Source organism: Halopelagius fulvigenes, from assembly GCF_055398025.1.
In genome coordinates this window covers 1,633,387-1,659,147 of sequence record NZ_AP043846.1, presented here as the reverse complement: position 1 = coordinate 1,659,147, position 25,761 = coordinate 1,633,387, and the positions used below count along the sequence as shown (strand labels likewise).

The 25,761-nt window shown below is 68.3% G+C and carries 28 protein-coding genes; 17 read left to right on the top strand and 11 right to left on the bottom strand.

The genetic code is table 11. The features are described from left to right. Positions 1-162: 162 nt before the first annotated feature. The 6 genes from ACZ522_RS13210 to ACZ522_RS13185 all read left to right on the top strand — a co-directional run bounded on the left by ACZ522_RS13210 (position 163) and on the right by ACZ522_RS13185 (position 7,197). Positions 163-1,314, top strand: coding sequence for a M20 family metallopeptidase (locus ACZ522_RS13210; protein ID WP_379698739.1), 1,152 nt, complete (start codon positions 163-165; stop codon positions 1,312-1,314). A gap of 85 nt (positions 1,315-1,399) precedes the next feature. Then, a complete protein-coding gene (locus tag ACZ522_RS13205) occupies positions 1,400-2,932 on the top strand; it encodes a carboxypeptidase M32 (RefSeq protein WP_379698741.1) in 1,533 nt (510 codons plus the stop codon). A 172-nt stretch (positions 2,933-3,104) separates the two neighbouring features. After that, positions 3,105-3,656: a class I SAM-dependent methyltransferase gene (locus tag ACZ522_RS13200; RefSeq protein ID WP_379698743.1), complete on the top strand. Its 552-nt coding sequence runs from the start codon at positions 3,105-3,107 to the stop codon at positions 3,654-3,656. Between the two features lie 210 nt (positions 3,657-3,866). Continuing rightward, the gene (locus ACZ522_RS13195) at positions 3,867-4,049 is read left to right on the top strand and encodes an HVO_0416 family zinc finger protein (protein ID WP_379698745.1); all 183 of its coding nucleotides are present in this window, start codon (positions 3,867-3,869) and stop codon (positions 4,047-4,049) included. A gap of 79 nt (positions 4,050-4,128) precedes the next feature. Continuing rightward, complete coding sequence (locus tag ACZ522_RS13190; RefSeq protein ID WP_379698747.1) at positions 4,129-5,988, top strand: UvrD-helicase domain-containing protein; 1,860 nt, start codon at positions 4,129-4,131, stop codon at positions 5,986-5,988. 6 nt (positions 5,989-5,994) lie between these two features. Then, positions 5,995-7,197: a M24 family metallopeptidase gene (locus tag ACZ522_RS13185; protein WP_379698749.1), complete on the top strand. Its 1,203-nt coding sequence runs from the start codon at positions 5,995-5,997 to the stop codon at positions 7,195-7,197. Between the two features lie 30 nt (positions 7,198-7,227). Here the strand turns inward: ACZ522_RS13185 and ACZ522_RS13180 are convergent, their stop codons facing one another. Together ACZ522_RS13180 and ACZ522_RS13175 are read right to left on the bottom strand one after the other, a co-directional pair. Then, a complete protein-coding gene (locus tag ACZ522_RS13180; RefSeq protein ID WP_379698751.1) occupies positions 7,228-7,473 on the bottom strand; it encodes a DUF7533 family protein in 246 nt (81 codons plus the stop codon). Between the two features lie 70 nt (positions 7,474-7,543). Further along, positions 7,544-8,605, bottom strand: a complete 1,062-nt coding sequence (locus ACZ522_RS13175) for a hypothetical protein (protein ID WP_379698753.1) — start codon at positions 8,603-8,605, stop codon at positions 7,544-7,546. A 255-nt stretch (positions 8,606-8,860) separates the two neighbouring features. Here ACZ522_RS13175 and ACZ522_RS13170 point away from each other — a divergent pair, with 255 nt between their 5' ends. Then, entirely contained in the window at positions 8,861-9,550 is a 690-nt protein-coding gene (locus tag ACZ522_RS13170; protein ID WP_379698755.1) for a riboflavin synthase, read from the top strand. Between the two features lie 21 nt (positions 9,551-9,571). Here ACZ522_RS13170 and ACZ522_RS13165 read toward each other — a convergent pair whose 3' ends face one another. After that, on the bottom strand, positions 9,572-10,573 hold the full coding sequence (locus ACZ522_RS13165; RefSeq protein WP_379698757.1) for a PrsW family intramembrane metalloprotease: 1,002 nt from the start codon (positions 10,571-10,573) through the stop codon (positions 9,572-9,574). 161 nt (positions 10,574-10,734) lie between these two features. Between ACZ522_RS13165 and ACZ522_RS13160 the strand changes: the two genes are divergently transcribed. From ACZ522_RS13160 to ACZ522_RS13140, 5 genes are all read left to right on the top strand, one after another. Next, on the top strand, positions 10,735-11,109 hold the full coding sequence (locus tag ACZ522_RS13160) for a DUF7532 family protein (protein ID WP_379698759.1): 375 nt from the start codon (positions 10,735-10,737) through the stop codon (positions 11,107-11,109). Beyond that, entirely contained in the window at positions 11,106-12,548 is a 1,443-nt protein-coding gene (locus ACZ522_RS13155; RefSeq protein WP_379698765.1) for a ribonuclease FAU-1 family protein, read from the top strand. Before ACZ522_RS13160 ends, ACZ522_RS13155 begins: the two co-directional genes overlap by 4 nt. 54 nt (positions 12,549-12,602) lie before the next feature. Next, positions 12,603-13,631 (top strand): LLM class flavin-dependent oxidoreductase, encoded by a 1,029-nt coding sequence (locus ACZ522_RS13150; RefSeq protein ID WP_379698767.1) that lies wholly within the window; start codon positions 12,603-12,605, stop codon positions 13,629-13,631. A gap of 104 nt (positions 13,632-13,735) precedes the next feature. Continuing rightward, positions 13,736-14,005, top strand: a complete 270-nt coding sequence (locus tag ACZ522_RS13145) for a DUF7571 family protein (protein WP_379698769.1) — start codon at positions 13,736-13,738, stop codon at positions 14,003-14,005. A gap of 131 nt (positions 14,006-14,136) precedes the next feature. Beyond that, entirely contained in the window at positions 14,137-14,397 is a 261-nt protein-coding gene (locus tag ACZ522_RS13140) for a hypothetical protein (protein ID WP_379698771.1), read from the top strand. Positions 14,398-14,567: 170 nt separating this feature from the next. Here the strand turns inward: ACZ522_RS13140 and ACZ522_RS13135 are convergent, their stop codons facing one another. From ACZ522_RS13135 to ACZ522_RS13120, 4 genes are all read right to left on the bottom strand, one after another. Further along, complete coding sequence (locus tag ACZ522_RS13135) at positions 14,568-14,909, bottom strand: NifU family protein (protein ID WP_379698773.1); 342 nt, start codon at positions 14,907-14,909, stop codon at positions 14,568-14,570. Between the two features lie 75 nt (positions 14,910-14,984). Beyond that, positions 14,985-16,499, bottom strand: a complete 1,515-nt coding sequence (locus tag ACZ522_RS13130) for an LVIVD repeat-containing protein (protein ID WP_379698774.1) — start codon at positions 16,497-16,499, stop codon at positions 14,985-14,987. A 114-nt stretch (positions 16,500-16,613) separates the two neighbouring features. Next, a complete protein-coding gene (locus ACZ522_RS13125) occupies positions 16,614-17,582 on the bottom strand; it encodes an ROK family protein (protein WP_379698776.1) in 969 nt (322 codons plus the stop codon). Positions 17,583-17,694: 112 nt separating this feature from the next. Next, positions 17,695-18,153 carry a universal stress protein gene (locus ACZ522_RS13120; protein ID WP_379698778.1) on the bottom strand — a complete coding sequence of 153 codons (459 nt, stop codon included), beginning with the start codon at positions 18,151-18,153 and terminating at the stop codon, positions 17,695-17,697. A 167-nt stretch (positions 18,154-18,320) separates the two neighbouring features. On the opposite strand from ACZ522_RS13120, the gene ACZ522_RS13115 reads away from it, so the two are divergent. Further along, positions 18,321-19,061, top strand: a complete 741-nt coding sequence (locus tag ACZ522_RS13115; RefSeq protein WP_379698780.1) for an SDR family NAD(P)-dependent oxidoreductase — start codon at positions 18,321-18,323, stop codon at positions 19,059-19,061. 25 nt (positions 19,062-19,086) lie between these two features. Here ACZ522_RS13115 and ACZ522_RS13110 read toward each other — a convergent pair whose 3' ends face one another. Together ACZ522_RS13110 and ACZ522_RS13105 are read right to left on the bottom strand one after the other, a co-directional pair. Then, positions 19,087-19,470 carry a DUF5611 family protein gene (locus ACZ522_RS13110; protein WP_379698782.1) on the bottom strand — a complete coding sequence of 128 codons (384 nt, stop codon included), beginning with the start codon at positions 19,468-19,470 and terminating at the stop codon, positions 19,087-19,089. A gap of 185 nt (positions 19,471-19,655) precedes the next feature. Continuing rightward, on the bottom strand, positions 19,656-20,744 hold the full coding sequence (locus tag ACZ522_RS13105) for a DUF7093 family protein (RefSeq protein WP_379698784.1): 1,089 nt from the start codon (positions 20,742-20,744) through the stop codon (positions 19,656-19,658). Positions 20,745-20,884: 140 nt separating this feature from the next. Between ACZ522_RS13105 and ACZ522_RS13100 the strand changes: the two genes are divergently transcribed. Both ACZ522_RS13100 and ygfZ read left to right on the top strand, forming a co-directional pair. Next, positions 20,885-21,184 carry a DUF6432 family protein gene (locus ACZ522_RS13100; protein WP_379698786.1) on the top strand — a complete coding sequence of 100 codons (300 nt, stop codon included), beginning with the start codon at positions 20,885-20,887 and terminating at the stop codon, positions 21,182-21,184. Between the two features lie 49 nt (positions 21,185-21,233). Beyond that, complete coding sequence (ygfZ, locus tag ACZ522_RS13095) at positions 21,234-22,346, top strand: CAF17-like 4Fe-4S cluster assembly/insertion protein YgfZ (RefSeq protein WP_379698788.1); 1,113 nt, start codon at positions 21,234-21,236, stop codon at positions 22,344-22,346. A gap of 1 nt (position 22,347) precedes the next feature. On the opposite strand, the gene ACZ522_RS13090 is transcribed toward ygfZ, so the two are convergent. Next, on the bottom strand, positions 22,348-23,430 hold the full coding sequence (locus tag ACZ522_RS13090) for a geranylgeranyl reductase family protein (RefSeq protein ID WP_379698790.1): 1,083 nt from the start codon (positions 23,428-23,430) through the stop codon (positions 22,348-22,350). Between the two features lie 122 nt (positions 23,431-23,552). Here ACZ522_RS13090 and ACZ522_RS13085 point away from each other — a divergent pair, with 122 nt between their 5' ends. Then, positions 23,553-24,314: a hypothetical protein gene (locus tag ACZ522_RS13085; RefSeq protein ID WP_379698792.1), complete on the top strand. Its 762-nt coding sequence runs from the start codon at positions 23,553-23,555 to the stop codon at positions 24,312-24,314. Between the two features lie 4 nt (positions 24,315-24,318). Here ACZ522_RS13085 and ACZ522_RS13080 read toward each other — a convergent pair whose 3' ends face one another. Next, positions 24,319-25,398, bottom strand: coding sequence for a beta propeller repeat protein (locus ACZ522_RS13080; RefSeq protein ID WP_379698794.1), 1,080 nt, complete (start codon positions 25,396-25,398; stop codon positions 24,319-24,321). Between the two features lie 126 nt (positions 25,399-25,524). Here ACZ522_RS13080 and ACZ522_RS13075 point away from each other — a divergent pair, with 126 nt between their 5' ends. Then, positions 25,525-25,722 (top strand): hypothetical protein, encoded by a 198-nt coding sequence (locus tag ACZ522_RS13075; RefSeq protein ID WP_379698796.1) that lies wholly within the window; start codon positions 25,525-25,527, stop codon positions 25,720-25,722. The last annotated feature ends 39 nt before the right edge of the window (positions 25,723-25,761 follow it).

Below are 25,761 nucleotides of genomic sequence, written 5' to 3'. Positions count from 1 at the left end.
TGAGCGGTAGACGGATAAGGATATAGATGGGAACGCGGGCCGGACGCTCCCGCGACGACCCGCCCGGCACCTCCGTCCCTCGATTCTCCGCCGGCCTCGACCTCCGCCGAGTCGGGCCGTCGTCCAGAGCCTTTTCGTCGCCCCCCGTCGGACGTTCCGACGATGACCGACGCGCGCGAGGAACTGGTCGAGTTGACGCGACGCCTCGTCTCGATTCCCAGCCACGAGGACGAGACGGCCGCCGGGGACGCGATCAAGTCGTGGCTCCGCGAGGAGACAGACGCCGCGGTGACGCGGGACGACGCGGGCAACGTGTTCGCCCGGCGCGACGGGAGCGGAGAGGGCGACGGCGACGAGGCCGGAGACAGTGACGAAGCCGGAGACGGCGACGGGGGCGCGAGGGAACTCGCCCTCGTCGGGCACCACGACGTGGTTCCGCCGGACGAGTCGCAGGTGGCGGACGGGGAGTACGTCGTGGAGACGCGCGGGGGGCGCATCTACGGCCGCGGCACCGCCGACATGAAGGGCGCGGTGGCGGCGTCGATGCTCGCCTTCCGGGACGCCGCGCCGGCGGGGCGACTCACGTTCGTCTCGTTCGTCGGCGAGGAGGTCGGCGGCGAGGGCGCGCGGGCCGCGATAGACGAGGGGTTCGCGCCGGACGCCGCCGTCGTCGGCGAGGGGTCTACAAACTACTCCGGCGACGACGTGACGGACGTGGCCGTCGCCCACAAGGGTCGGCGGGGGTCGACCGTCACCGCGCGCGGGTCGGCGGCGCACGCGAGCGAACCCGAGGCGGGCGAGAACGCCGTCTACCGCGCCTGCGACGCCGTGGACGTGATACGGGGGCTGGAGTTCCCCGCGGCCGACGTGTTCGGCGAACGCCTCCGCGGGAGCGTCGCGGTCACGGAGATAGACGGCGGGTCGGCGTGGAACGTCGTCCCCGAGGCGTGCGAGGTGACCGTGGACGAGCGGACCGTCCCCGGCGAACGCGCGCCCCTCGAACGCGTCGAGGAGATTCCCGGCGTCGAGTGGACCGTCGACCAGGACCTGCCGCCGATGGCCTGCGAGGACGAGGCGTTCGCCGACGCCGTCCTCGCCGCCGCCGACGAGGCGCAGGCGGCGACGCCGGAGCTCGTGACGAAACCCCACGCGACGGACGCCGGGTGGTTGGCCGCCGCGGGCACCGCCTGCGTCGTCTGCGGGGCGGCCGAACCGGGCGAGGCGCACACCGCCTCCGAGAGCGTCTCGATCGACGTTCTGGAGCGGTGTTACCGCATCTACCGCGGCGCGGCCGAACGCTGGCCCGCCGAGTGAGCCGTTCCGTCCACCTCGGGCGGTGAACCGGTCGCCTCGTCCGCATACGTCGGGTTGATAACGCGGGACGTACATCGAACGAGATATGGCGACAGACGCAACCGGCGACGCCGACTCCGCCCCCGACGCGTACTCGGAACTCCTCGCGAAGTACGAGCGCGTCGCGAACGTGCAGAACGCCGCCGGTATCCTCTCGTGGGACCAGCAGGTGATGATGCCCGACGAGGGCACGCCGGCGCGCTCTCAGCAGCTCTCGACGCTCTCTTCGCTCTCGCACGAACTGCTCACCGAGGACGAGGTGGGCGAGCTGCTGGACCGACTCGAATCGTCGGAGTTGACCGACGAGCAGGCGGCCGTCGTTCGCGAGATCCGGCGGAAGTACGACCGAGCGAACAGCGTCCCGACGGAGCTCGTCGAGGAGATTTCGACCACCTCCTCGGAGGCGCTTCCGGCGTGGAAGGAGGCGAAAGCCGAGGACGACTTCTCGAAGTTCGCGCCGTACTTAGAGAAGCACGTCGAACTCAAGCGGGAGTACGCCGAGCACATCGACCCCGACAAGGACCCCTACGAGGTGCTGTTCGAGGACTTCGAGCCGTGTCTCCCCCTCGAACAGGCCGAGTCCATCCTCGAAGAGCTCCGCGACACTTTGGTGCCGATGATAGAGCGGATTCGGGAGTCCGACGCCGAGCTCGCCACGGACGCGTTCTCCTCGAAGGGGACGTACGACGAGGCGGCGCAGGAGGAACTCTGCCGCGACGCCCTCTCGACGCTCGGGTACCCGTGGGAACGCGGCCGCCTCGACGTGGCCCCCCACCCGTTCTCCTCGGGAACGACGTTCGACGCCCGCGTGACGACCCGATTCGACGAGGCGGACCCCCTCGGGGCGGTCACCTCCACCATCCACGAGTTCGGCCACGCGAACTACACCCTCGGCCTGCCGGACGAGGAGCACGCGACGCCCCTCGGGGAGTCCCGCGACCTGTCGGTCCACGAGTCCCAGTCGCGCCTCTGGGAGAACCACGTCGGACGCTCGGAGGCGTTCTGGAAGCTGTTCCTGCCGACGTTCAAGGAACACTTCGAACAGGCCGAGGACGTGACCGTCGAGGAGGCGTACGAGGCGGCGAATCAGGTGTACGAGGACAACCTCATCCGCGTCGAGGCGGACGAACTCACCTACCACCTCCACATCATCGTCCGGTTCGAGATAGAGCGCGCGCTGATTTCGGGCGAACTCGACGTGGAGGACGTGCCCGAGGTGTGGAACGACAAGTACGAGGAGTACCTCGGCGTCCGGCCCGAGACGGACTCCGAGGGCTGCCTGCAGGACATCCACTGGAGCCACGGTAACTTCGGCTACTTCCCGACGTACTCGCTCGGGTCGGTGATGGCCGCGCAACTGTTCGCCGCCGCCGAGGACGACATCGGCGACGTGTACGCGCGGGTCGAGGAGGGCGACTTCGAGGCCCTCCACGAGTGGCTGACCGAGAACGTCCACCGCCACGGGTCGAAGTACGAGACGAACGAACTCGTCGTCGAAGCGACGGGGAAGGACTTCGCCGCCGACGACTTCGTGGCGTACGTCACCGAGAAGTACGGCGACCTGTACGACCTCGACTGAACCCCGAACGGCGTCGTCTTCGGAAACTGCGTCCTCCCTCTTCCGAAGAACGAGTACGGTTACCGGGTACGGTAACGGGTTTTCAAATAAGAAACCCTCTCACTAGTAGTCGGTTTATCTGATTTACCAGCACGCACATTTATCAACTACCAATATACTCATCTGAGCGAGGATGACAGACGCATCGGATTTAGTGGGGGAGAAGAAGAGGGGAGGACAAAGGAGCGGGCGCGCTCGGAGGACGGGCGCAGCGGAACCCATCGAGCCCCGAATCAACCTCGGTTGCGGCAGCGATAAGATGGACGATTGGCACAACGTCGATATAGTGCCCGAAGCGGACCCCGACGAAGTCGTGGACTTAAACGAGACCCCGTGGCCGTGGCCGAATTCGTTGTTCGACGAAGTCCTGGCGAGCAATGTGCTCGAACATCTCGACGACCAACACGCTGCACTCCACGAACTACGGAGAATCACGAAGCCGGGGGGTCGAATCGAAGTGCGAGTGCCGCATCCGAACTCGCCGGGTTTCTGGGCAGACCCGACACACGTGTCCCCGCTCTGCGAGCAGACCTTTACGCATTATCTCGCCCCGGATTGGGAGGTAGAAGAAGTGCGTGTCTCGCGAGTTCGGTTCGGTCGATTGTTCCCAGAGAGCATCGCTTTGCGCTTGGCAGACCACATCGGTCACGTTGTCGATGAGATAACCGTTGTCCTGCGGGTCTGAGCGCCGACTCGCTGCGGTGCAGTCGGATACGCTCGTGTGCTGTAGACTGACTCGTCCGCGTCGTCCCCGTCGGTCACCGTAGGTAGATACGTTCCTCGCTTCCGCTGACGGGGAGTGTCGCGCCTCTCAGAGCAATAGCCGCCGGTAACTCTCGGGAGAGATGGGATGATGCAACAAGACTAAGTAATGATAACCCATACCACAGTCCGTATGGCTTCTGCACCGAACCCCGACGACGCACTGTTCGACCAGTTCCTGGACGACCGCGGCCACGAGGTGACAGAGTCCGACTGGGAGGCGTCTTACAACAAGAAGCAGTGCCCGGAATGCGGTGCGTTACACGACCAGTCCGCCGACGACTGCACGGTCTGCGGGTGGGACCCGTTGGCCTGAGCCGGGGGGTGTCTTTAATCGAATCGCACTATCAGAGAAAGCAGGCTATTTATCACCGGTTAGGGCGTGAACGTGTACAATGACCGACTCCGACGCGACCGTCACCCGTCTCTTCGGGGGACCGGGGAGCGGGAAGACGACCGCCCTCCTCGACCGAGTCGAGGGAATCCTCGAAGACGACGACGTTAGCATCCGCGACATCCTCGTCGTCTCGTACACCCGCGCGGCCGCCGCAGAGATTCGGGAACGACTCGCCGAACGACTCGACGTCTCGCCGCGCGCCCTGAAGGGCAACGTGGCGACGATGCACGCGAAGGCGTACGAACTGCTCGACCTCTCGCGCAACGACGTGGTCGGCGAGAAGGACAAGACCGAGTTCTGCGAGGAGTACGGAATCGAGTTCGAGGACCAGTACGGCGGCGCGGGCCGCCGGACCGCCCGTTCGACGACGCTCGGGAACAAGATAATCGCCACGAGCCAGTGGCTCCAGCGCACCCGCCGCGACGTGGCCGACTGGTACGACGTGCCGTTCCAGTGGAACGTCGAGGAGGTTCGCCTCCCGCCGGACGTGGACCCCAACGCCCAGGAGGGCAACAAGTACACGCCGACGTGGCCCTCCGACGACGACAGGGTGGACGTGCCGGAGGCCATCCGCGCGTGGCGGTCGTACAAGGGTAACAACGGACTCGTCGGCTTCGCGGACATGCTCGAACGGGTGCGACAGCGTTCGCTCGTCCCCCACGTCGATTACCTCGTCATCGACGAGTTCCAGGACATCACGACGCTCCAGTACGACGTCTACGAGGAGTGGAAGCCGCACATGAAGCGCGTCCTCATCGCCGGCGACGACGACCAGGTCGTCTACGCGTGGCAGGGCGCGGACCCGAACCTCCTCTTGGACGCCGAACGCGACGAGGACGTGGTGCTACCGAACTCCTACCGCCTCCCCTCGCGCATCCTCAACGTCGTCAATCGGGAGATTCGCCACATCGACAAGCGGCAGGAGAAGGACCTCAAACCGCGCAAGGAGGGCGGAACGGTCGAGGGCATCCAGTCGCCGTCGATGCTCGACCTCGCGCGGAACGTCCGGTACACCATCGAACAGAGCGAGGACGAGGAGAGCATCATGGTGCTGTTCCGCGCGCGCTACCAGATGTTCCAGTTCATCGACGAGTTCCTGCCGTTGGGGATGCCCTTCTCCGTCCTGACGGACCAGCGGATGTGGACCGACCGCCTCACGCAGTACGTCCGCGCCATCGAGAAGACCGAACAGGGCGAACCCGTCAACGGCCTCGAAGCGCGACGCCTCGCCGACATGCTGCAGGACTCGGCGTTCGGGTCGAACGAGCGAGACGAACTGTTCGACTACATCGACGAGAAGAAAGAGGAGGCGGGCGTCGAGGACCTGACCGAGATACAGATAGAGACGGACGCGGTGAAGAACTTCGCCCCGTTCCTCCCCGATAGCGCGTCCGCGGGCGACATGGTTCGGAAGGTGACCTCCTTCCAGCGGAAGTCCGTCGAGGCGTACTTCTCCGGGGAGTACGAGGGGATGGACCCCAATCAGGTCCGCGTCGGTACCATCCACTCCGCGAAGGGCCGGGAGGCCGACCACGTGTTCGTCGCCACGGACCTCACCGAGAAGGTGGTCGAACAGATGGCCGCCTCCGTGGACGACGAGGAGGTCGAGGGCGTCGAGGAGTTCACGTCCTCGACGAGTCCCGTCCCCATCCTGACGGACAACGAACGCCGCGTCTTCTACGTCGGCATGTCCCGCGCCCGCGAGCGTCTCGTCCTCTTGGAGAACCTCGTCACCGGCGCGCCGACGCTCCCGGTGAGCGTCCTCCTGCACAACGAACTCCGCGAGGACTCCATCGAGGACCTCCTCGAAGCGGCCCAAGAGGAGACGGACGCGCCGGCGCCGGAACCGGACCCGTAGCCCGCGATGACCGACCGGCAATCGGGCAGTTCGACCGCCGGCGGGGACGGTTCGACCGACCCCGCGATTCCCGCGCCCGAGACGAACCTCGACGTTCTGGACGAGGCGCTTTCCGACGCCGACGCCGTCGCCTTCGTCCACGTCGGCGACCGGTTCGACGACGACCTGCGGTACCTGACGCGCTTCTCCGGCCCCGACCGCGAGTACGCGTTCGTCTACACGTCCGAGGGCGGCGTCCTCTGCGCGCCGTCGCTGTTCGAGGCGCAGGCGCGCCGCGAGTTCGACGGCGAGGTTCGGACGGCGAACGCCGGCGATCCGGCGGGCGTCCGCGCCCGGGCCGTCCTCGACGACCTGACCGATGGTGGGACAATTCTTGCGCCGCAGTCGATTCCGCACGACGCGGCGGTGTACCTCGAACGCGGCGGGTACGACGTGGCTTCCACGGACGCCGTCGCCGCCGCCCGCGCGGTCAAGACCGACGCCGAACTGGACTGCCTCCGGCGCGTCCAACGCGCCGCCGCGGCGGGGATGCGCCGCGCGGAGGCGGTCCTCGCGGACTCGACGCCAGAGGGCGAGGAACTCCGCTGGGAGGGCGACACCCTCACGACGGAACGCCTCCGGCGCGAGGTGAACGCCGAACTGGCGGCGCGCGGCGCGACGGACGCCGGAAACACCGTCGTCGGTGCGGGGCCGACCTGCGCGGACCTCCACTACACCGGCACGGCGGCGATTCGGCCGGGCGAGACGGTCCTCCTCGATATCTCGCCGCGCGGCCCGCACGGCTACTACGGCGACCTCTCGCGGACGTACGTCGTCGACAGCGACGGCGGGTGGGAGCGCCGGGCGTACGTCGCCGTCGAGTCCGCCTTAGACGTCGCCCTCTCGACGGTCGAACCGGGCGTCCCCGCGCGGACGGTGCACGCCGAGACGGCCGCCGAACTCGCCGCATACGGCTTCGACCCCGACGCCGCGGAGGGCGAGGCGGGGTTCACCCACGGCGCGGGGCACGGCGTCGGCCTCTCGCTTCACGAGGGGCCGTCGCTCCGCGAGGGGACCGAACTCCGACCCGGCCACGTCGTCACGCTCGAACCGGGCGTGTACGACCCCGAACGGGGCGGTGTGCGCTTAGAAGAACTCGTCGTCGTCACCGACGACGGCTGTGAGATACTCGGCGAGTACCCGCGGTCGTTCGCGCCGCGAGAGGAGTGAGCGTCGGTAGCGGGGTCCCGGCGGGAGAGGCTACGACTCCTCCTCGTCGGGCACCTTCACCGCCCGTCCGACCACCTTCTCCGCGATGGTCGCGGGGATGTCGCCGGGCGTGGTGAGGTAGTGCGGAAGCACGACCATGAGGACGGCGACCGCGAGGAGGCCGCCCCCGAACAGTTCCTGTCCCGCCAGAAGCGTGTTCAGCCCGAAGATACCGACCGGGATGGCGAACACGAGCGTCGCCGCCAACTGTATCGTTCCCCAGATTCCGAGTCCCATCGTCGGGGTGAGCGTACTCGGCGGGTGGTCAAAAACGCCGCGGTACGGCGTCGCGAGGGGGCTGAGCGGGTTATCCGTTCGGCGTGTGGACGCTCTCCTCGGGACCGCCCGGCGAGAGGTGATCGAACCGAGTCGTCGGGAGGGTCCCTCGGACCCAGACCATCCGGCCGTCCGTCTTCACGTCGAGTCCGTCGTACGCGCCGAACCGGTCCGACTCGGACCCTATGTACGCCTCGAAGTCGGGATTCTCCGCGGCGTCGGCGTCGGGGTAGGTGTTCGCGTACGTGAGGTGCGTCGTCTTGGGTCCGAATCGCCACGACTTGAGGCCGCCCGTGATGGCCTCCGTTCTGAACCCGCGCGAGGTGGACCCGTCCATCGCCTCCGGGTAACACGTCAGCGCGTGGGGTTCGTCGACGAGTCCGAGCATCGCGTCCACGTACTCGTTACCGTCCGGGTAGTGGGTCTCTCCCGTCCGCGCGTCGATGACGGCCCGCGCGTGGTCGGGGCGGTCCCCGCGGGTGAAGTAATCGACTTCGATGATCGCTTCCTCGGAGACGGCGAACACGCGTTCGGCACCGTAGACGTCGAATCCGTCGTACCGTTCGGGTTCCGACGTCGGTGTCCGCGTCGGCGTCTCCGTCTCCGTCTCCGTCGCTACGTCGGTTCCGCGAGACCGGCGTTCGCTGACGTACCGTTCTCTGAACTCCGCCGGGTCGAACGAGCCGAAGACGACCGAGGTTCCGAACCCGAGTTCGAGCGTTGCGGTCACCGCGTCTTCGTCGACGTATCGGGTGACCGACGAGGCGTTCAGTATCTCCGTTTCGAGTCGTTCGTAGGCGTTCTCGTGGAGCGTTCCCCGCCGGTCGCGGATGCTCGCCACGTCGAAGTACCGCACCCCGTATCCGTCTCGGAACGGGGACTCCGTCGGATCCGGAAGCCACCGCACGAAATCCACCGCGGAGTCCGTCTCCGACGAGTCGGAGTCTCGGGTCGTGGGGGCGCTAGACGTCTCCTCGGGGGTCGTACCGCCCGTCGGCGCCGACCCGCCGAGACATCCGGCGACGGATGCGAGCGTTCCACCGCAGAGGGAGAGGGCTGTCGTTCGGAGGAGGGTTCGTCGTGTTGGGGACACGAACGTACTTCGTCGGTAATCTGTCATAAGGTTAATTCCGTTCGAGGATGCGCGGCCGCGACGGCTCCGTTCGGATCGGCCGTTCTGAGGAGCGAACGCGAGTGGCGTGACGCCGAGACGCCCGCGACGGGACCGCTCCGGAGGCGCGACGGCGTTCGTCGTATCGGTTCGAGCGGACACCTGGCGGGAGTGCACGCGCCGGTGGCTGCCAACGCGTTCGTGACGCTTTTCAATACTGGGATAGGAGGTCGAAGCATGTTCACGGGAATCGTCGAGGGCGTCGGCGAAGTCGTCGCGGCGAGCGAAGACGAGGGCGGGCGGCGGCTTCGAATCCGCCCCAAGTTCGAGGGGGACGACCTGCACCACGGGCAGTCAATAGCCGTCAGCGGCGTCTGTCTGACGGTGGAGGCGTTCGCCGAAGATGTAGCCGAACAGGATTCGGCTGCTCGTCGGACGGAGTCGGACGGCGAGTCGTGGTTCGAGGTGTTCCTCGCCCGCGAGACGGTGGAGAAGACGTACCTCGGCGGCGTCGGGGAGGGCGAGGCGGTGAACCTCGAACGCGCCCTCCCCGCGGAGGGGCGGTTCGACGGCCACCTCGTGCAGGGGCACGTCGATACGACGACGACGGTGACCGCCGTCGAACGCGTCGGCGACGACTGGTGGTTCGAGTTCGCCCTGCCCGAGGGGATGGAGCGGTACGTCGTCGAGAAGGGTTCCGTCGCCCTCGACGGAATCAGCCTGACGGTGGCCGAACGGACCGACGAAACGCTCGCCGTCGCGGTCATCCCGACGACGTACGACCTGACGACGCTCTCTTCGAAGTCCGTCGGCGACCCGGTTCACGTCGAGGTGGACGTGATAGCGAAGTACGTCGAGAGCATGGTGTCGGGGTACGCAGAGAGGGTAGCGCCGGGCGCGTCCGCGCCCGCGCCGGACGCCGAGTAGCGTCGCCCGACGGCGGGGGCGTCACTCGAACTCGGTCGATTCGCTTCTCGGGGATTGGTCGCCGTACCCCGTCGCGTTCGCGTTGTCGTAGGCGTCGCTGTACCGCTTGACCTTCCGCAGGAGGTAGAGGCCGAAGATGCCGTCGTAGATGATGATGTACGCGAAGAACGACGTGAGGCTTCCGAGGCCGGTGATGGAGGCGATGAGCGCCGACCCGATGCTCACCGTCGTGTTGTACGTCGCGTGGACGAACGTGGCGATGAGGAGACCCTTGACGATTATCGGCCCGCGAGCGCCGCGGTTGAACTTGGCGAGGCCGAGGTAGTAGCCCGCGATGCCGGCGTAGATGACGTGCCCCGGTCCGGCGAGGGCGCGAACCGCGGTGATGCCGCCGCCCGCGCCGATGAGGCCGAGGCCCAAGTCGAGTCCCTCCGACGGGAGTTCGCGGGTGATGTACAGGGCGTTCTCAATGGTGGCGAAGCCGAGGCCGGCCATCGCGCCGTACACCGCGCCGTCCACGACGGAGTCGAATCGCTCGTCGGTGTAGGCGTACAGGCGGACGGCGAGCAACTTCACCGTCTCCTCGACCGGACCGACGACGATGTAGAAGAACAGAACCGTCCCGACGAACCCGAGGCCGCCGAAGAACGGCTTGAGGACGCCGTTGAGGACGGCGGCGAAGTTCGCCGTGAGGACGCCCAAGAGGAACGTCCCGACGAGGAGAGACAACGGCTCGTTCGTCGTCGCGTCGCTGTAGTAGACGTACGCGGCGAGTCCGAGCGCGGGTATCGCCGAGAGGAGCGTCAGAATCCCCGTCTGCGGGTCGGTTATGGCCGCGAGGCCGCCGATACCGAGTAGGAGGAGGAACGCTATCAACACGACCGCGATGCGGGCCGACCCCGCGAGGATGCGGTAGATGAACACCGCGAGGCCGTCCACCGACGTCCGCTCCTCCCACGTGGAGATGTCGTACAGGTCGGCGTCGTTACCCGACGCCCTCTCGACCGGGTCTCTCTTAGCCATCGTCCGAAGATGCGTCTGACGCCGCCTAATTTCTTCGGCCGTCGGGGTGGGACGAACGGAGTTCGTCGGCCCGCCGGACGGCGTCCGGCGACGGCGGGTCGAATCCGGCTGGACGACCGCAACCACGGTAGTTGAAAGGGTCGGAGGGCGAACGCCGACCCATGCACTTCGACCCACGGACGCAGGCGGCCCTCCGCGAGGCGGGCCTCTCGAACGAGGAGATTCGGGCGGCGTCGGACGCCGTCGCCGAGGCGGTTCGCCGCGACGCGGACGCGTTGGAGGCGTTCTTCGATGAGGGGCCGGTCCACTCCGACATGGACCGCGCACACAGCAGCGGCGATATCCACGAACACGACGTGGAGTACCTCGACCTGTACACCCACGGCGGCGACCTGCGGGGGTACCTCCGGTTCGACTCGTGGGGCGCGTACGTCGAAGACGGCCGCGTCCTCTCCGAGGGGAAGGTCGAACTCACCCTCGGCCCGACGGTCCACGACCGCGTGCGGTTCGCCCGCGACCCCGACGACCTGCGATGAGCGAGGACGCAGACGGCGGGAGTGACCCCGTTCGCGTCCGGGTTCGCGGCATCTACACCACCGCCCTGACGCGCCGCTTTCTCGACGCGGGGTACGAGGTGGTGCAGGCGTCGGAACCCATCCGCGACCGCTTCGACGCCGAGTTCGGCACCGGCCACCACGAGGTGACCGTCGAGACGACGGACGACAGGCAGGGCGTCGGCGTCCACGGCGCTTCCGCCACCGTCGAAACCGTCGCGTCGCACCTCTGCGGCGTCGGCATCGACGCGTTCGCGTGGGACGACCCCGCCCCCCGCGGCGCGGTGTTCGACGCGAGGGTGACCGACACCCGCGGGTCCGGCGCGATGTGCGCCCTCGGGGACGGCGTCGAGGGCTTTCTCCCCTTCCGAGCGACCGACCGCCACGTCGAGGAGGGCGACGCCGTGCGCGTGCAGGTTCGGGAGTCCGAACCGCCGTGGAACGACCGGCGCGCGCGACTCGACACGGGGGTGCGCGCCCGCGGCGGACTCGCGACTCTCGTCCGCGGCGACGACGGCGTGACCGTGAACACGCGCGACGAGGCGGCCGGGCGGGAACTCGCCGGGATGACCGACCTGCTGGGCGTCTCCGCGCCCGACGGGTGGGGCATCGAGTGGTCCCACGCGGCGACGGACGCCGACATGGACGCCCTCCGCGCGTCGCTGGAACGGGCGGCCGAGAGGGCCGAGACGCTCGATTCCGCGCTCGACGGCGAGGACAACGTCGAACCCGCGCGGGAACTCGCCCGCGCCGGGGCGGGCGAGTGGGTGTGGTTCGGCCGCGCGTCCCGGTTCGAACTCGACGCCGACCGCCGCGAGGTGACGACGACGATGCCCGGCCACCACCGCACGAAGGCCGCCTCGGAGACGGCGAGCGCCGGCGTCGATCTGGCGGAGGCCCTCTGCGACCCGTCGGGGGAGTTCCCCTTCGACGTGGTGACGCGGCAGTTCGGCCCCGTCGAGGGCGACACCGTCGGCATCGGCCACGGGAAACCCGATGGGCGGCACATCACCCTCGGCCGCGGCGAGGTGGTCGAGTGGGACGGAGACGGCACCGTCTCGGTGAAGCGACAGTTGACGGGCGGCGGCACGTACGACGCCCTCGACGTCCCGCGGGAGTCGGGCGACACGGCCCTCACGAAGTTCCGCGAGGGTCGGTGGTGGTACCCGACCGTCTACCGGAGCGCGGAGGGCGAGGTGAAAGGCACGTACGTCAACGTCTGCACGCCCGTCGAGTGCTTCCCCGACGAGGTTCGGTACGTCGACCTCCACGTGGACGTGATAAAGCGCGCCGACGGCACCGTCGAACGCGTGGACGACGACGAGTTGGACGAGGCTGTCGCGGAGGGCGAGGTGTCGGAGGCGTTGGCCGAGAAGGCGCGGTCCGTCGCGGCGAGTCTGGAGACGGCGCTCTCGGAGTGAGCGAGGAGTTTCTGCTAGCCCAACCGTTTTCTCCCGGAGTCCCCGAGTTCGGACATGGACCTCTCTATCGTCGACCTCTCTCCGGTCCCCGACGACGGCACCGCGACGGACGCGTACGCGAACACCGTCGAGGCCGCGAAGCAGGCCGAACGGCTCGGTTACACCCGGTTCTGGGTGGCCGAGCACCACGGGATGGCGGACACCCTCGCGGGGACGACGCCCGAGGTGTTGCTCGGCCACCTCGCCGCCGAAACCGACTCGATCCGACTCGGGTCGGGCGCGGTGCTTCTCAACAACTACAGCCCGTTCAAGGTCGCGGAGGTGTTCGGCGCGTTGGACGCCCTCGCGCCGGGGCGCGTCGACGCGGGACTGGGTCGGGCGAACGGATCGCCGGCCGTCGATAGCGCCCTCGGGACGGAACGGCACGTCGAGAACCCCGACGAGGACCACGCCGAGAAGGTCGAAGCCGTCGTCAACCACCTCTACGACGCCTACCCGGAGGGGCACGCCTACGGCGAACTGGAGATTCCGCGCTCGGGCGCGGACGAGCCGGTTCCGTGGGTGCTCGGGTCCAGTCCGTCGAGTGCGGCCATCGCGGCCGAACTCGGACTGCGCTACTGCTTCGCGGCGTTCATCCGGCCGCAGTTCGCCGCCCACTCCTTCGAGGAGTACCGCGAGCGGTTCCGGCCGTCTCGGTTAGCCGGCGGGAGAGACGACCCGCGGGGGATGGTCGCGGTGAACGCCGTCTGCGCGGACACCGACGAGGAGGCGGCGCGACTCCGAGCGGTGGCCGAAGCGTCGTTCAAGCGGATGCAACGGGGCGTCGTCGGCACCACCCCGTCCGTCGAGGAGGCCATCGACGAACTCGGCGGCGTCCCCGAACCGACGCCCGCGACGCTCGACGACGACGAGTGGCCGCGGGCCATCTCCGGGAGTCCGGAGACGCTCTCGGGCCTCTTAGAGCAACTCGCTGACCGCGTCGGCGTCGACGAGGTGATGATTCAGCACGTCGTCTCCGACCACGACGACGCCCTCCGCTCTCACGAGTTACTGGCCGAGGGCGTCGGACTCGCGCCTCGCTGACCGCCCCCTCGGAACGAGGTTCGTCCGACGGGCGACGGCGAGTCCGCCGACTCCCCGAAGCATAGATATATGTGGTGTGATTTCATGTATCACATCGTATCGCCATGAAGCCGTGTCACAGTTGTCAGACGGTCATCGACGAGTACACCTTGGACAAACAACTCGAACCCCTGCGCGACCTCACGGTCGACGACTTCAACGTCTGTGCGGACTGTGCGACCATCGTCGACGACGCGTGCGTCGAGTGCGGCGGCGCGGTGTACGTCCCCCGGAGCGAATCCGACGCGCCCGACTACTGCCCGGCGTGTCGGTCCGACCTCATCGCCCGCACCGGCCGGGACCCCGGTTGGAACTGCGACTCCGTCTCGACCTGAACGGCACATCGCCCCTCGGACGGGTTTTCTTCCGTCGTCCCGCGGTCAGTCGCCGCGCCCTCGGCCGAGAGAGAGATCCGACGGATACGGGCACCACAAAGGAGTTAACGAGAACCGAGCAAGGGGGGCGTATGAGCCTCAAATCGGCGGTCGGCGGCGCGTTCGGCTACCTCCTCCTCCTCGCCGCCCTCGGAGCGGCGGTGTGGGGGGTCTGGGTCGTCGGACTGACGCTGTCGAACGGAGCGACCGCGGGCCGTCTGATGGCGATTCTGTCCTCCTTCGGCACTGCGGCGACGTTCGGCTTCTTCGGCTACTTCGTCCGGAAAGTCGTCGCCGGGCAGATCCTCCCGATAGACGTGGACAAGTCCGTCGCGTACCGCGCCGGGCGTTGAACGGCGTTCGGAGACGAAAGTCGGGAGAGTAGCGTTGTCCGCTGACTCGTGGGGCGGAGTTCTATATCTGTACCGCGAGCGAGGGCGGAGCCTGAGTCTCGCGGCGCTTTTTGGTCCAGATTTTCACGCCGAGGGTGAGCGAAGCGAACCCGAGGCGTAAAAAGGTGGGTTTAGAAGTGATTCGGCGACTCGTTGCCGTACTGGAGTTCGCCCCCGCGCCCCCCTTCGACGGTGCTGCTGCCGTGGTCGCCGGAACTCGGCACCTTCACCTGTACGTCGGTCACCTCGTCGAAGTCCATGATGAGGTCCGACTTGATGTTGTCCGCGGTGATGTTGCTGATTCCGCACCCGGCGCAGGACCCGCCGAGTTCGATGACGACTTCGCCGCTCTCGGGGTCCGCCTTCCGGACGACGCTGTTGCCCCCGTGCATCTGAATGATGGGCATCTGTCCGGTCATCCACGTCTCGATGCGCTCCTTCAGCGACTCCCCGGATTCGCCATCGTCACTCATTGCACGGTACTTCGTGCCGCACGTACGGGTATGTTGCGGTTGTACTCGCGGCTACTCGACTCGAAGCGATGTGTGTCACGAACGACGCGTGTCTTTTCCGCTGTCATCTCCGCCCCCGCCGGTTCGACGCCGGAGAAGCCACCCCGCGAGCGACACTGCCCCCGCGGCGACGACGACGCCGAAGCCGGGCGATTGCGTCGCCGTCGTCGCCGACGACCCCTCCGTCCGGTCCGTCGCGGTGACGACGACGGGTTCGGTCGTCGCCTCGTCGCCCTCGTCGGCGACGAGCGTCGGCGGGTCGGCCTGTTGCCCCGCGTGGTCGGGGAACGTGTAGAGGCGGCCGGGAACGTCGTCGACGCCCATGCTGGAGGCGACGAAGAACCCCTCCCGTGCGCCGGGCGTCGCCAACTGCGCGCTCCAGAAGCACGTCTCCTCGGGGGCGCGCCACCACGACAGTTGCCTCGGGTTCCGCGGATCGGAGACGTCGTGACGCTTCACGCCGCCTTGGTACCAGGACGAGTACAGTCGCCCGTCCCGAATCTCGAAGTTGTGGGCGGTGGTCCAGACGCCGCCGTACGTCGGATCCGGGGTGGGCGGCGGCGCGATGGTCGAGAGGCGTTCGGGCGCGGCGGGGTCCGACACGTCCCAGAGGTCGATTCCCGAGGGCCCGCCGACGGACTCCCCCTCGGCGGTGCCAGTTCCGTCGGCGGCGTCCGTCGCGCCGGCGCGGCGCGCCCACGACTCCTTGCCGACGGCGAGGAGGTCACCGGACTCGTCGGTCGCCGAGTAGTGGTGGTTCCCCGGCGACGCTATCGGTCGGCCGCGCGTCTCCGAGGGCGAGAGCGACGAGAGCGTCGTCGGGTCCGGCGCTTCGACGCTCCCGACGGCGGCGGGGTCGGTCGGGTCCGAGACGTCCACCAGCCACGTGCCGGCGTCCCAGAGTGCGAGGTGGGCCACGTCGCCGCGGACGAACACGTCGTGGAGGGGTCTGAGCGAGGAGTCCACGTCGCCCCACGTCGGGTCCGCGTCCGAGAGCGCCCACCGGCCGAGTTCCTCGCCGGACGCCGTATCGAGGAGGACGAGGGGGTTGTCCGCGCCGTCGTTGCCCGTGAGGTAGGCGACGCCGCCGCGGAGGAAGCAGTTGTGAATCGAGTAGTCAGTCTCGAAGAAGGCGACGCGTTCCGGCGCGGCGGGGTCCGACACGTCCGCGAGGAGGACGCCCGAAACCGCGCCGGGGCGGGAGTTCGCCGGGCCGACGACGGCGAGCCTGTTCGCCTCGGCGTCGAGGTTCACGTCGTATATCTGCCGGAGGGGGCCGGCCTCGTGTTCCGACATCGGGTCGCGCACGTCCGCGAGGACCTGCGGCCGGTCCGGGACGGAGACGTCCACGGCGGCGTACCCCGTCGTCGTCGCGACGTACGCCACGTCGCCGTCGGGGGAGACGACCGCCTCCTTCGCACCCTCCAAATCGATGTGGCCGTACGGTTCGTACGGGCCGGGGTGGGCGGCGGCGGAACCGGTCGCCGCCGACCCGAGGACGCCGACGCCGAGCATCGACCCGGCGACTTTCAGGGCGTCGCGTCGTCGCATGAATCGCACTGAGGTACGCAGAGAGATAAGGAGTGTCTTCGGTTCGAGAGGCGGTCGCCCTACAGACGAGACCGGTCACCCGTACCTGCGGTGACCCCGGCGAATCCTCGCGCCCTACAGACGAGACCGGTCGCCGGTGCCACCGGTCATCGCACTCGCGACTGCCCCCTGCACGACAACCTCGTCTCCGAGCGTCGTCAGTTCTATCTCGGGGACGTTCGACATCACCATCTCGTCCATCCGGTCGCGTATCGGGTCGAGAATCTTCTCGGGGTTGTTGAGGGCCACCGCGCCGCCGACGTAGATGATGATGGGAGCGTACGCGTGGACGATGTTCGCGACGCCCATCGCGTTCCAGTGGCCGACTTGGTCGACGACGTAGGCGGCGAAGTCGTCGTGGTCGGCGTGTTCGAAGACGTCCACCGCGGAGAAGTCGGCGTCCTCTATCGGCATCGACGTCTCGACGTTGTCGTCCTTGTAGAGGTACTCGGCGTACCGAGGGATGTTGTTGCCCGAACAGTACGCCTCCCAGTGTCCGTCGTGGCCGCACCCGCACGTCAGCAGTCCCTGCGGGTCGAGAGTCATGTGCCCGACTTCGCCCGCGTTACCGTCCCACCCGGAGAGAACCTCCCCGTCGACGCAGACGCCCGCGCCGACGCCGGAGGAGATGGTGAGATACACCATGTCGTCGGGGTTCCTGTCGCTGTAGAACCGTTCGCCGATGACGCCCGCGTTCGTGTCGTTGTGGAGGTAGATGCGGTCGGTGTCGAGGAGCACCGAGATCGGCCCGGTCAGCGGAATCCGGTCGATGGTGTCCGGCAGGTTCGCCGGGTTCTCGACCGCCCCTTCCGCGAGGTCCAACGGGCCGATGGAGGCGATGCCTCCGGCCGTCGCCTCGTTCGGTTCCACGCCGGCGTCGTCGCACGCCTCGCGGACGACGCGGAGGACGGCTTCCGTCACCGCGATTCCGGTCGGACCGCGGGGCGTCCCGTCGATGGCGGAACCGATGATCGTGCCCTCGTCGTCGGCTACGACCGCGCGGACGTTGGTGGCGCCCAGGTCGACGCCCACGTAGTAGGCCATTGTTCGGATTGGTGTCTCCGCGGTACTTAACTAAGCGGGTTCTTACCAGCGTTTGGTACCCCTCGTCGGTGCGTACAAATCGGCGTCGAATCGACCGACGGGAGCGCCGTCGTCAGTTCGTGTCCGCCCGGACGAACGTCACCGGACAGGGCGACGAGAGCATGACTTCCTGGGCGACGCTTCCGAACACCGCTTTGCCCGCCGGGGACCGGCGACGGCCGCCGACGACGACCCGGTCCGCGTTCACGGTTTTGGCGAGTTCGACGATGGACTCGCCGTGTTCGCCGACCGCGCCGCGCACCTCGTACTCGACGCCGGCGTCCTCGAAGTACTTCTGCAGTTCCCGGATGGTGGCGTGTCTGGCCGCCACCGCGTCCGCCGAGAGGTTCTCCGCGTCCCGGTCGAACTCCAAGTTGTCGATGGTCTCCTCGTACTCCGCGTCCGTGAACACGTGCCCGAGGACAACTCGTGCCCCGGCGGGTCCCGCCACGTCTATCGTCTCTTCGGCCAGTCGGTCGATTCGGTCTCGGTCGCCGTGTCCGACGGCGAGGAGGATGGTTTCGAGAGCCATACTACGCCTTCCACCTGACGGGCCTTAACAATGTCGGGCATTTTTACTCGTATCAGGATAAATATTTCAATGTCTGTCGGGAAGGGCCGGTTGTCGTGAGGCGTGCTAACAGTATGTAGCTTACGCCGTCCGTGGGTTCTTTCGGCCGCCCCGGCGATGGAGAATCCATGCTCACGCCGGAGTTAGCGGACCGAACCATACTCGTCACCGGGAGTTCCCGCGGCATCGGACGCGGCATCCTCCTCGCCGCGGCGGAAGGGGGCGCGTCAGTCGCCGTCAACTACCACACGAGCGAAGACGCCGCCGAGGACGTCGCCCGCGAGGCGAGAGAACGCGGCGCGCCCGCGGCGACGACGGTGCAGGGGGACGTGACCGACCCCGAGTCGGTGGACGAGATGTTCGCCGCCGTCGAATCCGCGTTGGGGACGGTGGACGTCCTCGTCAACAACGTGGGGAGTTTCGCGCCGAGTCACTGGGAGGATATCCCGTTGGAGAAGTGGCGGGAGGTGATGGCGACGAACTTCGACGGCACGGTGCTCTGCTCGAAGCGGGCGCTTCCGGCGATGCGGGAACAGGGGTGGGGGCGAATCGTCAACGTCGGCTACGCGGGGAGCGAGAAGGCCCTCGTCTACCCGAAGAACTTCCCGTACTTCGTGGCGAAGACGGGCGTCCTGATGTTCACGCGGATGCTCGCGAACGACACGATGGACGACGGCATCACGGTCAACGCGGTGTCGCCGTACGTCGTGGAGACGTCCGACGAGTTCCCCGAGGACGCCCCCCGCGGGCGGTGGGCCACCGTCGAAGACGTCGCTCACGCGGTCATGTTCTTCCTCGACGAGGACAGCGGCTACCTGAGCGGAGAGAACGTCGAAGTCGACGGCGGATGGCTCCCCGAACGACTTTGAACGGACGAACGTCGCCCGCGAGAAATCAGTAGTCGGGCGCGTCGTCTTCGACTTCCCGCTTCATCGAGTCGCGGCGGGACTTGGCGTCGCGGCCGGTCGCTTCCAGCAGGAACTCGTTCTTGGCGTTGACGGCGTCCTGCGCGTGATCTTCGAGTCCCTTGTCGAGGATCTCCTGGGCGTTGCGTTCCTCGAAGTGGACAGCGAGTTTGTCCTTCTTACCGCTGTACTCCGCCGCACCGGCGACGATGCGCGTGAATACGGGGTTCTTCGGTTCTCCGACGACGTAGAGTTCGTGTCCGTCGTACTCTTCGGTCCCCGAAACGGGGCCGAAGTACTCTTCGATGAACCCTTTGAGGTCCGGAACGCGTTCCTCCAGCGTCTCCCCGCGACGCATCTTGTACTGCTTCATGGCCCGTGATTTGACAGGGGATGGTTTACCTGTTTCGTCACTCGGTTCGTCTGCGTCTGTGTGTCAGTCCGCTCAGCGGGCGCGGCGACGGCCGTCGCTCGGCGAGAAACGGTCGGCGCGTCGGCTCCCGGTGACGGCCCGCCGGCGTCGGCGTCGGCGGTGAGAGAAATCGGTCGGTACGACGCCTACAGGTGGCGCTCCGCGATGTACCCCCGCTTGCACTCGGGGCAGATGTCGCCGGCGCGCATCGAGGACGCGCCCGCGGTGCGCGCGTGGTCGCAGTTCGGACAGTAGAACTCCACGCGTTCGTCGGGCACGTCGGCTTCGAGGTCGAGTTCGTTCTCGGCGCGGGCGAACCCGTCGTCGCCGCCGACCGCGCCGTCGGTCTCGCCGTGAGCCTCCGCGTGGCCGTTCGTCTCGGGCGTCAGACCGCCGCCGAACGCCACCTCGGCGGGCGTCCCGTCGGACGGTTCCGCGTCGAACCCTTCGTCCTCGCCGGTGTGTTCGGGCCACGGGGCGTTCGAACCGCCCTCGTCTTCGGGCAGTTCCTCGCGCGCGGGCCACTCGCCGTGGCCGCGGGCCGCCGTGGCGTCGTCCGCGTCCGAACCGGAGTCGGATCGAGAGTCGGTCTCGGGACCGGCGTCGATGAGTTCCGCGTCGTCGGTCACCGGTTCGCCGTCGCCGTCTCTGGGCAGGTCTTCGGGGAGGTCCTCCGCGGCGGCGGACTCCTCGGCCGCCGCGGCGGGGTCGGCCTCCGTCTCCTCGGGCCACTGCGTCGGGTCGCGTTCCCCGTCGTCGTCAAGGATGACGGCGTCGTCCTCCTCGGGGTCCGTCGGCGGTTCGAAATCGTCGTCGTCGTCCGCGAACCCGGTACCGGCGTCAGCGTCGGCGTCGGCTTCGCCCGCCGATCCGTCGCCGGGCGAGGCGTTCGCGTGCGAGGCGTTCGGTTCGGCCTCGGAGATGTGCGAGGCGGGGTCGGCGGTATCGGGTTCCGGACCGCCGGGCGTCGCGCCCGGCGCGGACGCGGAGTCGGACGTCGGTGCCGCCCCTCGGGCCGGTCCCCTCGTCGCCCCGCCTTCGCCGAGTCCGACCTCCGAGGGAGACCGAATCGAGGTCACTTCCTTGTTCTCGCTGACGAGATGCTCGGTGCCGCACCGTTCACAGACCTGCAGTTCCCGAATCGTAACGACGACTTCGTCGCCGTTCTCCTGGCGTTCGCGCTCTAGCTCGGGGTCCCCGTATTCGTGCCCGAGTAGACGGCACTTTAGTCCCATTACCCGCTTTTCGGAAACTCAGCGACTAAAATGTACCCCCTCCGTCGGACGCGCGGCAGACGAACCCGTGCCGGCGGTAGTCACACACTTACCCCGACACGGGCGGTAAGGGTAAACCACCCGCGGACGTTGTACGCGCTATGAGAGCGCGGCGGGAGTTCCAGAACCGACGGGACATCGAGGTGGACGTACTCGATGCGTTAGTAGACCGTGCGGAGGACGGGATGACGGTCTTCGAGTTGCGCGCCGCGGTGGACGCCGATATCGACACCATCGAGGACGCCCTCGCGAATCTGAAAGACGACGACCTCATCTCCGTCGAGAACCAGGGCGAACGGGTCGTCATCCTCCCGGACGAGCGGGTGATTCCCGACCCCGAAGAGGAGAGAAAAGAGGAGCAGAACTTCCTCGACGCCGTCCGCGAGAAGTTGGGGCTGTGAGCGACGCGATACGGGGACGTTTTCAGAGAGGGGAACGGAGTGATACGGGATGACGGTAGTCGAGGAGTTACACGCGGCCCACGGTGCGACGTTCGAGGAGCGAGGCGGCCGGCGAGTCGTGCGCGACTACGGTCGCCCGGCCGTCACGCACCGTGCGGTCCGTAACGGAGCGGGCATCGTCGAGATGGGGTACGGCGTCGTCGTCGTCGAGGGCGACGACCGGATCGAGTTCGTGGACAACGCCGTCTCGAACCGCGTCCCCGACGACGACGGCGAGGGGGTCTACGCCCTGCTCTTGGACCCGCAGGGGCGCGTCGAGACGGATATGTACGTCTACAACGCCGGAGAGCGGTTGCTCTGCTTCACGCCGCCGGACCGCGCGGAACCGCTGGCCGACGACTGGGCCGAGAAGGTGTTCATTCAGGACGTGAGCGTCCGCGAGGCGTCCGGGGAGTTCGGCGTCTTCGGCGTCCATGGCCCGCAGGCGACCGAGAAGGTGGCGAGCGTCCTCAAGAACGCCGCCGCGCCGGAACCGGCGCTGACGTTCGACCGGGGCGTCATCGGCGGCGAGGGCGTCACCGTGATAGCCAACGACGGCCTCACCGGCGACGAGGGGTACGAGGTGGTCTGCACCGCCGACGCCGCGGAACGCGTGTTCGACACGCTGATAACGCAAGGGTCGGGCGCCGCGCCGTTCGGCTACGCGACGTGGGAGAGCCTCACCGCCGAGGCCGGAACCCCCCTCTTCGAGACGGAACTGGCCGGACGCCTGCCGAACGTCCTCGGCGTCCGCAACGCCGTGGACTTCGAGAAGGGCTGTTTCGTCGGTCAGGAGGTCGTCTCGAAGGTCGAGAACCGCGGGCAGCCGAGTTCCCGCCTCGTCGGCCTCGCCGTCGAGGAACTGCCCGCGACGGGCGACGCCGTCCTCGCGGGCGGCGACGAGGTGGGCGAGGTGACCCGGGCGGCGGAGGGGCCGTCCGTGGGGACGCCAATCGCCCTCGCGGTGGTGGAGTACGACCTCGACCCCTCGGCGACGCTCTCGGTCCGCGTCGGCGAGGAGACGGTCGGGGCGACGCGCGAGACGCTCCCGTTCTACGAGGGAAGCGCCGTCTCGGCGCGCGTGCCGACGTACCTCGAAGACGAGGCGTCCGAGACGGAGTAACTCAGCGACCGACCAGTTTCGCGAGGTGGTCCCGCGAGAAGAACGAGGTGGGTTTGTCCATGTGGACGGCGATTTCGCCCGAGAGCGCCCGCAATCCGAGTTGTTGGACCGACTCCGGCAGCGAGTACGCCCGGCGAATCCAGTGGCCGAGGGCGATTTCGCTCGACAGTTCCTCGCGCCACGCCGACTCGTAGTCGCGGAGGGTCGCGGGGTCGTCGGGCGAAATCGTCTCGACGGCGCAGTCCGCGGCGGTCATGCCGTAGAGGATGCCGCCGCCCGTGAACGGTTTCGTCTGCGCGGCGGCGTCGCCGACGAGGAACACGCGGCGCGTCGTCACCCGGTCCGGCGGGCCGATCGGAATCGCGCCCGAGCAGAAGTGGTCCGTCTCCACGTCGTAGGCGCCCGTGAGGGCGTCGAACATCTCGTTGACCTCCGCGCCCGGCGGGGCGGCCAGACCGTACTCGACGCCGGCGTCGCCCCGCGGGATGCGCCACGCGAAGAAGCGCGGCACCGTGAGGAGGACGTCCACGAAGTCGCCGTCGTCCGGTTCGTCGTCGAACGCAAGGACGCCGTGGAGCGTCTCCCCCGGTTCCGGCAGACCGACGGCGCGCCGGACGCGGGAGATGGGGCCGTCGCAGCCCGCGACCATCTTCGCTTCGACGGCGGACGTCTCGCCGCCCGAGGAGACGGTGAGTTCCACGCCGTCGTGGCGTTCCTCGACGCCGGTGACGGTGTGGCCCTCGCGGACGTCCGCGCCGGCGTCGCGCGCGCAGTCGGCGAGCGTCCGGTCGAGTTCCACCCGGTCGATGACGTTCGACACCTCCTCGCGCTTGTAGAACGGGTACGCGCGGGTGTCTGGACCGCCGACGCGGAAGTTCGCGCCGTAGACGCGGTTCTGGAGGAGGCGCTCTTTCGCCTCCTCGGGGACGTACTCCCAGATGTCCGTGCTGACGTGCCCGGAACAGGCGAGGGGAGTACCGACCGACCCTTTCTCGAAGGCGACGACGTCGTATCCCGATTCGGCGGCGCGCCGCGCGAAGCGCGCGCCGGCGGGACCGACGCCGACGACGGCGAAGTCGTACATCGTACTGTCGTATCGGACGACCGGACAAATACCTTCGCGGTCCGTTCGCGGAGTTATGCACCGCTTGACCCGTCGGTACGTCCGCGATAACTATTTTGATGTATGAAAGACACTAGCATATCATGCGCCGAGACGCCGTCCTCGCCGCCGTCCTCGCCCCCGTAGCGTTCACCAGTTACCTCCTCAGCCTCGGTGTCGGCGTCGGCGGCGTCACGGGCGAGTTCCTCCTCGCGACGGCGCTGTACGCCGCCGTGCTCGGCGGAATGGGCGTCCTCGTCGCCGAGACGCACGAGCGGGGGCTGTTGACTCCCCTGCCCGTAGCGACGGCGCTCTCGCTTCTCGTGCCATGGTTGGGGTTCGCCGCGGGCGGGGCCGTGCGCTTCGGCGTCGTCACCCCAGAATCGCTCACGCTGCTCAGTTTCCTGCCGAGCGTCGTCGTCGTGGCGGTACTCGTCCTCGCCATCTCGGTTCTCGAATACGTCGCGACCGAACACCCGCGCGCCGGAGAGAGACTGGACGGTCGGACCGGCGTCGGGTGCATCGCCGTCGGCGTCGTCTACGCGGTGGCGGTGCTGAGCGCGTCCGGCTTCCGCTTCGAGGCGACGCTCCCCTCCGCGGCGCTTCTGCTCTGGATCGCCGGAGGACTCCTCGTCCTCGGGACGGTGCCGGTGTACGTCGGCATCCGCCTGAACCGCCTGTCGCCGCCCGCCGTCGTCGCCGCCGGACTCGTTCTCGTCCTCGTCACCCCCTCGGAGGGGCAGTTCTCCTTCGGCGTGCTCTACGCCGTCGGGTGGGTCGTCCCCCTCGGCGTCGCCCTCGTCGCCGCCGCCGCGGAGAGTCGGCTCCGCCACTACGGCGCGGGCGACCCGCGTCCGCGGCTCTGAGGCGTCACTCGCCGAGTACCAGTCCGCGCGGCGTCTGTCGCTCGAACGCGTCGGCCCACCGGACGTCGAGGCGCGCCCACGAGTCCCCGCCGTCCGTCGTCCGGTAGAGCCCGCGGTTGTGAAGCGCGTAGAACGTCCCCGCCTCGTCGCCGCGGGCGAGAACCGCGCGGAGGACGCCCTCGCCCGTCGGGATACCCCGGTCGTCGAGTCGCTCCCACGGGTCGTCGCCCCGGCGTCGGTAGAGGTACGACTCCGCCCTGTCGGTGTTGTGCGCGACGCGGGCGCTTCGGGCCGACGAGAGGAGGACGAGCGACGGGTCCGCGGCATCCCCGGAACTCTCCGAGTTCTGGTGTGCTCGGGAATCGCTCTGCGATTCCCGAAAGTCGACGGCGACGCTCCAACAGTAGCGGTGGTCGAGTCCCTCCTGCGGGCGGTCCCACACCTCGCCGCGGTCGGCCGTCTCCGCGTACCCGTCGCCCGCGGCGGCCCACGCCCGCCCCGGCGCGTCGGGGTGCGTCGTCAGCGAGTGGTTGTCCCGGCGGGCCGAGGGGACGCGGTCCTCCCACGTCTCGCCCCCGTTACGCGTCCGAACGAGAGCGCCGGCTTCGATGCTGACGTACAGGTAGTCGGGGTCGGACGGGTCCGGTTCTATCCACCGAACGTGGTGAGTGTGGGGCCGCGGCGGGAACGACCACGAGGACGCCGACGGCAGGTCGGTGAGGCCGGGGCGTCGCTCCCACGTCCGCCCGTCGTCGTCGGACCGGTAGACGGCGCTCGGTTCCGTGCCCGCCCACCACTCGCCCGGTCGCCCGCCGGCGGCGACGCTCGTCACCGAGTCGGGGAGTCCCGAAGCGCGCGTCCACGTCTCCCCGCCGTCTTCGCTTCGGTACAGTCCGTCGTCGAACGTGCCGCAACAGACCGTCCCGTCGCGGGCGTCGAGGGCCTCTAAATCGTGTCCGTCAAGGTGCGTCGTCGTGTCGGAGGCGCCGTCGCCGGACGGCGTCCGGTCGGCCGACGAGCGACGCTCGTCGACCTCCGGGATGACGAGGAGGGCGTTTCGGAGGGCGGCGTAGCAGGTCGTCATGTACGTTGATAGCACGCCGAGCGGGAAAAGATGTCACCCCACACTCGCCTCCGCGCGCCGTTCGCGTTATCGTCTGCGATAATCGAAGCCATAGATTAATTCCGGCGGCGTTCGCATCAGAAGGTGATGTCCCCGAACTGGACGGCGAGATACGCCGTTGGAATGGGGTCGCTCGTCGTCGGCGGATTCTGGCTCGCGTCCCTGATGCTGTCGTTCGACGCGGACGCCGGACGGGGCGGCCTCCTCACGAAAGGAGTCGGCGTCTTCGGCCTCGGCGTCTCCCTCTGTGCGGCCACCATCCTCCTCGCGACCGAGGAGGAGTAAGTCGCCGGGCGGAGAGAGCCGACCGCTCGATTTCTCCGC